The following is a 6,251-nucleotide window of genomic DNA, read 5'->3' on the forward strand; positions in this document are numbered from 1 at the left end:
GCTGCGCGAACGACGTCAGATCGCCGTAGCTCGTGAGGCCGAGGACTTCGACGCCCTCCTTCTCGATCGCTTCGGCCAACGCCCGGATGCCGGAGCCCGAGATGTTCTCGGAGCGGAAATCTTCGTCGATGATGACGACGGGGAAACGAAACTTCATGGGCGATTCTCCAAAAAGAACGACCGCGGCGCGTCACGCGCAGCGGTCACCCGGAAACTGGTGAGACGTTATGCAACCAGATCAGGTTTTCGGCAGCGTGACACCGCGCTGCCCCTGATACTTGCCGCCGCGATCGGCGTACGACACGTCGCACACCTCGTCGCTTTCGAAGAAGAGCACCTGCGCGACGCCTTCGTTCGCGTAGATCTTCGCGGGCAACGGCGTGGTGTTCGAGAATTCCAGCGTGACGTAGCCTTCCCACTCGGGTTCGAACGGCGTCACGTTGACGATGATCCCGCAGCGCGCGTAGGTCGACTTGCCGAGGCAGACGGTGAGCACGGTGCGCGGAATGCGGAAATATTCGACGGTGCGGGCCAGCGCGAACGAGTTCGGCGGGATGATGCACACGTCGCCCTTGAAATCGACAAACGAACCCTCGTCGAAGTTCTTCGGATCGACGATCGTCGAGTTGATGTTCGTGAAGATCTTGAATTCGTCCGCGCAGCGGATGTCGTAGCCGTAGCTCGACGTGCCGTAGCTGACGATCCGGCGGCCGTCCTCGGACGCGCGGACCTGATCGGGCACGAACGGCTCGATCATCTTGTGCTCTTCGGCCATGCGCCGAATCCATTTGTCGGACTTGATGCTCATATCGGGGCGCCTGGAAACGCTGCGTGACGGTCAGGGGAGGGCCGCTCGCGCAAGGCGGCGGCCGGGAAAGGCGGACATTTTACGCGATCATCGGCTCACGCACGCGGCGGCCGTCAACGGATCACGCCGCAGGCCAGCGCGGGCCCCGCGCCATGCTGCGGAAACGCCGGGTCGCTCGAGTCGCGGTGCACCAGCGCCGCGCGGTTCATCGCCGAGCGCACGCCGTCGAGGGCCAGATCGGGCGCGACGATGAAGCCGGCCGCGACGCCGTTCGCATCCGCATGGATGTTGCCGAGATCGCCGGCGACGCGCGCGCCGGCGCGCAGCCGGTCGGCGGCCGGCGCGAACACCTGGCCGGCGCTCGAGCCGTCGCCCGCGTTGCAGTCGCCGCGCTCGTGCACCTGCAGCGCGTGATCGCTGTTCGGCGGCAGGCCGACCAGGTTGTAGGTGACCTGCACACCGTCCGGGCGCTCGACGAACGTCACCGCGCCGCGCGCCTGCGCGCCGACCGTCGGCTGCAGTTGCGCGTCGGCCCGTTTTTCGTGCGACGAGGAAAAGGAGGTACAGCCGGCCAGCAGGCCCAGCGCGGCGGCGGCCAGCAGCGCGCGCCGCGCGCGGCCGGCGCGCACGCCGTGATGTCGTTGTTTCATTCGATCCTCATGCCGGCTGGCGACCGTTTGACACGACGGCCGCGCCGGGCGGGTAAAGGGACCCGGGAAAAGTCGCCATGATACCGCGCCTCGCGGCGCCGTAAACAGCGTGAGGCCCCGCCCCGCAAGGGTTTTACGTATTTTGAACAACGATCGACGGGAACTTCGACGTCATGTCGCGCGATCGCTCGGCAATCGCCAGCGCGACCCCGCGCGCGATGTCGCGGTAGCGACGCGCGAGCGCACCGTCCGGCTCGGCCGCGACCGTCGGCGTGCCGCTGTCGGCCCGCTCGCGGATCGCGATGTCGAGCGGTAGGCTGCCGAGCACGTTCACGTCGTAATCCTTCGCCATCCGTTCCGCCCCGCCGGCGCCGAAGATGTGCTCCTCGTGGCCGCAGTTCGAGCAGATGTGGATGCTCATGTTCTCGACGATGCCGAGGATCGGAATCCCGACCTTCTCGAACATCTTCAGTCCCTTCTTCGCATCGAGCAGCGCGATGTCCTGCGGCGTCGTGACGATCACCGCACCGGTGACGGGCACGCGCTGCGCGAGCGTGAGCTGGATGTCGCCCGTGCCCGGCGGCATGTCGACGATCAGGTAGTCGAGCTCGCGCCAGTTGGTCTGGCGCAGCAGTTGCTCGAGCGCCGACGTCGCCATCGGCCCGCGCCACACCATCGGGTTGTCTTCCTCGATCAGGAAGCCGATCGAGTTCGCCTGCAGCCCATGGCCGACGAGCGGGTTCATCGACTGGTTGTCCGGCGACTCGGGGCGCTGGCCGTGGATGCCGAGCATCGTCGGCAGCGACGGGCCGTAGATGTCGGCGTCGAGAATGCCGACCGACGCGCCTTCCGCGGCGAGCGCAAGCGCGAGGTTGACAGCCGTCGTGCTCTTGCCGACGCCACCCTTGCCCGACGCGACCGCGACGATGTTCTTCACATTCGGCAACAGCTTCACGCCGCGCTGCACCGTATGCGCGACGATCTCCTGCGACACGGCGACGCGTGCGCCGCGCACGCCCGGCACGGCCTGGAGCGCCGTGGCGACGCGTGCGCGCACGTCATCGTGCTGGCTGCGCGCCGGATAACCGAGCACCACGTCGAGCGCCACGACATCGCCGTCGATCGCGACGTTGCGCACGCCCTTGTTCGCCGCGTACGGGCGGCCGGTATTGGGGTCGACGACTGCCGCCAGCGCGGCGTCGACTTGTGCCCGGTCAATGCTCATCAAAACTCCATGAAAACGTTTTTCTCGCGCGCAAACGTCAAAAAATATCAAATTACGCTGCGAAAATCGGGAAAAGTGAAAGAATCTGTTGCACGCCATTGCGCGAACGCGCGACCCGGCGCACTCTTCGCGTGCGGCATGCTATAGGGCCAAATCGGCCGCTCACCGCCTATATTGTAGAGGCTGACGCGTCGCGCTGCCCGAACAGCCACGCTGACGGACAGGGCATGCGACCGCCTCGGCGGCTGCCGCAAGCGCAGGCCGGCCCTCCTTTTTCGGACGGCCCGCGCAGGGAGCCATAACTGTTGTTTGTCGTCGTTGTCGACTCGTTCAACCAAGAGAGGAATCCAAGATGAACATGAAAATCGCGACTCGCCTGTCCGTATTCGCACTCGCCGGCGCACTGCTGGCAGGCTGCGCCACGCAGCAAGGCAACAATACGGCCGTCGGTACCGGCACGGGCGCGGCGCTGGGCGCGGGGATCGGGGCACTGGCCGGTGGCGGCAAGGGCGCGGCGATCGGCGCGGGCGTCGGCGCACTGGTCGGTGGCGTGACGGGTTACAACTGGCAGGCGATCAAGAACAAGCTCGCGCCGTCGGCAGCGCAGACGGGCACGCAGGTCACCGAGCAGCCGGACGGCTCGCTGAAGCTGAACGTGCCGAGCTCGGTCACGTTCGCGACGAACCAGTACGCGATCACGCCGGCGTTCACGCCGCTGCTGAACGACCTCGCGACGACGCTGAACCAGAACCCGCAAGTCACGGCGTCGATCGTCGGCTACACGGACAGCACGGGCTCGCAGCAGCTGAACCAGACGCTGTCGCAGAACCGCGCGCAAAGCGTCGTGAACGCGCTCGTGCAGCGCGGCGTGAATGGCGGCCGTCTGTCGGCGCAAGGCATGGGCCCGTCGAACCCGATCGCGGACAACGCGACCGAAGCCGGCCGCGCACAGAACCGCCGCGTCGAGATCTACCTGCGCGCGCCGCAACAGCATCAGTAAGCGCAACCACGAGGGGAATCGTGCGGGCATCCTGCCCGCACAGCCCCGCCGGATAAGGCTTTCGGCGGAGCCGGTAACAAATCGAAAAAATTTTCGAACTTCTGTCGCAGGCCGTGGTCAGTATTTACGGTACGTGGCTGGTGTTGCCGGCGCGTCACCATTCTCCTCTTGTCGTTGTTGCTCCGGGGCCGTATCCGCCCCGGTTTTTTTTGCCCGCAGAATTCATGCTGCGCCGCAGCATCGCGCCGCCGGGCGCGGCACTTGGGCGACCTCCTCCCTGCAGCCGGCCGGTCCACGGCACCCGCCCGCCGCGCGAGCCCGCGCCCCTGCTAGAATCGCAGTTTCCCGTCGTTTTTCCCGCTGTTCTTCTCCAGACCCTATGTCCGCATCCGACCTCACTTCCGTGCAGGCTGCGGCGCCGCAAGGCAGCCGCCAGATCCTCGTTACGTCCGCACTGCCCTATGCCAACGGGCAGATCCACATCGGCCACCTGGTCGAGTACATCCAGACCGACATCTGGGTGCGGACGCTGCGAATGCATGGCCATGAGGTCTACTACATCGGCGCCGACGATACGCACGGCACGCCGATCATGCTGCGCGCGGAGAAGGAAGGCCTGACGCCGAAGCAGCTGATCGACCGCGTGTGGACCGAGCACAAGCGCGACTTCGACAGCTTCGGCGTGTCGTTCGACAATTTCTACACGACCGATTCGGAAGAAAACCGCGTGCTGAGCGAGAACATCTATCTCGCGCTGCAGGAAGCCGGCCTGATCGCCGAACGCGAAATCGAGCAAGCCTACGATCCGGTCAAGGAAATGTTCCTGCCGGACCGCTTCATCAAGGGCGAGTGTCCGAAGTGTCACGCGAAGGACCAGTACGGCGACAGCTGCGAGGTGTGCGGCTCGACCTACCTGCCGACCGAACTGCTGAATCCGTATTCGGTCGTGTCGGGCGCGACGCCGGTGCGCAAGACCTCGAAGCACTACTTCTTCCGCCTGTCCGACCCGCGCTGCGAATCGTTCCTGCGCGAGTGGGTGAGCGGCCTCGCGCAGCCCGAAGCGACCAACAAGATGCGCGAATGGCTCGGCGACGCCGGCGAATCCAAGCTCGCCGACTGGGACATCTCGCGCGACGCGCCGTACTTCGGCTTCGAGATCCCCGGTGCGCCCGGCAAGTATTTCTACGTGTGGCTCGACGCGCCGGTCGGCTACTACGCGAGCTTCAAGAACCTGTGCGAGCGCAACGGCATCGATTTCGATGCGTGGATCCGCCCGGGCTCGAAGGCCGAGCAGTACCACTTCATCGGCAAGGACATTCTGTACTTCCACACGCTGTTCTGGCCCGCGATGCTCGAATTCTCGGGCCACCGCACGCCGACCAACGTGTTCGCGCACGGCTTCCTGACGGTCGACGGCGCGAAGATGTCGAAGTCGCGCGGCACGTTCATCACCGCGCAGAGCTACATCGACACCGGCCTGAACCCCGAGTGGCTGCGCTACTACTTCGCCGCGAAGCTGAACGCGACGATGGAAGACATCGACCTGAACCTCGACGACTTCCAGGCGCGCGTGAACAGCGACCTCGTCGGCAAGTACGTGAACATCGCGAGCCGCGCGGCCGGCTTCCTGATCAAGCGTTTCGACGGTCGCGTGCAGGACAGCGCGATGAATCATCCGCTCGTCGCAAAGCTGCGCGATGCGATTCCACAGATCGCCGCGAGCTACGAAGCACGCGAATACGGCCGCGCGCTGCGCCACACGATGGAGCTCGCGGACGAAGTGAACGCGTACGTCGACGGCGCGAAGCCGTGGGATCTCGCGAAGGACCCGGCCAACGCGGTCGCGCTGCACGAAACCTGCAGCGTGAGCCTCGAGGCCTTCCGCCTGCTGTCGCTCGCGCTGAAGCCGGTGATGCCGCGCGTGGCCGTTGCGGTCGAGGCGTTCTTCGGGATCGCGCCGCTCGCGTGGGCCGACGCCGCGAAGCCGCTGTCGTCGGCGCAACCGATCAAGGCGTACCAGCACCTGATGACGCGCGTCGATGCGAAGCAGATCGAAGCGCTGCTCGCCGCGAACCGCGATTCGCTGCAGGCCGAGGCAGCCGGCGCGGCCGCCGCGGGCGCCAATGCCGCGAAGGATGCGAAGAGCAACGCGAAGGCGAGCGCGAAGCCGGCGGCCGTGAACGGCGCCGACGACGCACCGATCTCGATCGACGATTTCGCGAAGATCGATCTGCGCATCGCGAAGATCGTCGCGTGTCAGGCGGTCGAAGGCTCGGACAAGCTGCTGCAGCTCACGCTCGACGTCGGCGAGGAAAAGACCCGCAACGTGTTCTCGGGCATCAAGTCCGCGTATCAGCCCGAGCAGCTCGTCGGCAAGCTGACGGTGATGGTCGCGAACCTCGCGCCGCGCAAGATGAAGTTCGGCCTGTCCGAAGGGATGGTGCTCGCCGCATCGGCCACCGACGAGAAGGCGGAACCGGGCCTCTACATCCTCGAACCGCACAGCGGCGCGAAGCCCGGCATGCGCGTGAAGTAAGCGCAACGCGCAGCTGCTGCTTGCGCAAAAAA

The 6,251-nt window shown here is 66.0% G+C and carries 5 protein-coding genes; 2 read left to right on the forward strand and 3 right to left on the reverse strand.

Translation table 11 applies throughout. The features are described 5' to 3' along the window. Positions 1–238: 238 nt before the first annotated feature. The 3 genes from dcd to apbC form a co-directional block, all read right to left on the reverse strand. Complete coding sequence (gene dcd, locus JMF90_RS19685) at positions 239–808, reverse strand: dCTP deaminase (protein WP_006398615.1); 570 nt, start codon at positions 806–808, stop codon at positions 239–241. A gap of 113 nt (positions 809–921) precedes the next feature. Continuing rightward, a complete protein-coding gene (gene sodC / locus JMF90_RS19690) occupies positions 922–1,458 on the reverse strand; it encodes a superoxide dismutase [Cu-Zn] (RefSeq protein ID WP_011545956.1) in 537 nt (178 codons plus the stop codon). 133 nt (positions 1,459–1,591) lie between these two features. After that, the gene (gene apbC / locus JMF90_RS19695) at positions 1,592–2,683 is read right to left on the reverse strand and encodes an iron-sulfur cluster carrier protein ApbC (RefSeq protein WP_011545957.1); all 1,092 of its coding nucleotides are present in this window, start codon (positions 2,681–2,683) and stop codon (positions 1,592–1,594) included. Positions 2,684–3,035: 352 nt separating this feature from the next. Here apbC and JMF90_RS19700 point away from each other — a divergent pair, with 352 nt between their 5' ends. Next, on the forward strand, positions 3,036–3,683 hold the full coding sequence (locus JMF90_RS19700) for an OmpA family protein (protein ID WP_006478111.1): 648 nt from the start codon (positions 3,036–3,038) through the stop codon (positions 3,681–3,683). A gap of 379 nt (positions 3,684–4,062) precedes the next feature. Further along, positions 4,063–6,219, forward strand: a complete 2,157-nt coding sequence (gene metG, locus JMF90_RS19705; RefSeq protein ID WP_011545958.1) for a methionine--tRNA ligase — start codon at positions 4,063–4,065, stop codon at positions 6,217–6,219. Positions 6,220–6,251: the final 32 nt, after the last annotated feature.

The sequence above is a fragment of the Burkholderia sp. E168m23 genome (assembly GCF_016586125.1).
GTDB classification, from domain to species: Bacteria; Pseudomonadota; Gammaproteobacteria; order Burkholderiales; family Burkholderiaceae; genus Burkholderia; species Burkholderia orbicola.

Coding starts and splice junctions, on each gene's coding strand:
- JMF90_RS19700 (WP_006478111.1), top strand. CDS start 3,036: ATGAACATGAAAATCGCGACTCGCCTGTCCGTATTCGCACTCGCCGGC.
- apbC (WP_011545957.1), bottom strand. CDS start 2,683: ATGAGCATTGACCGGGCACAAGTCGACGCCGCGCTGGCGGCAGTCGTC.
- sodC (WP_011545956.1), bottom strand. CDS start 1,458: ATGAAACAACGACATCACGGCGTGCGCGCCGGCCGCGCGCGGCGCGCG.
- metG (WP_011545958.1), top strand. CDS start 4,063: ATGTCCGCATCCGACCTCACTTCCGTGCAGGCTGCGGCGCCGCAAGGC.
- dcd (WP_006398615.1), bottom strand. CDS start 808: ATGAGCATCAAGTCCGACAAATGGATTCGGCGCATGGCCGAAGAGCAC.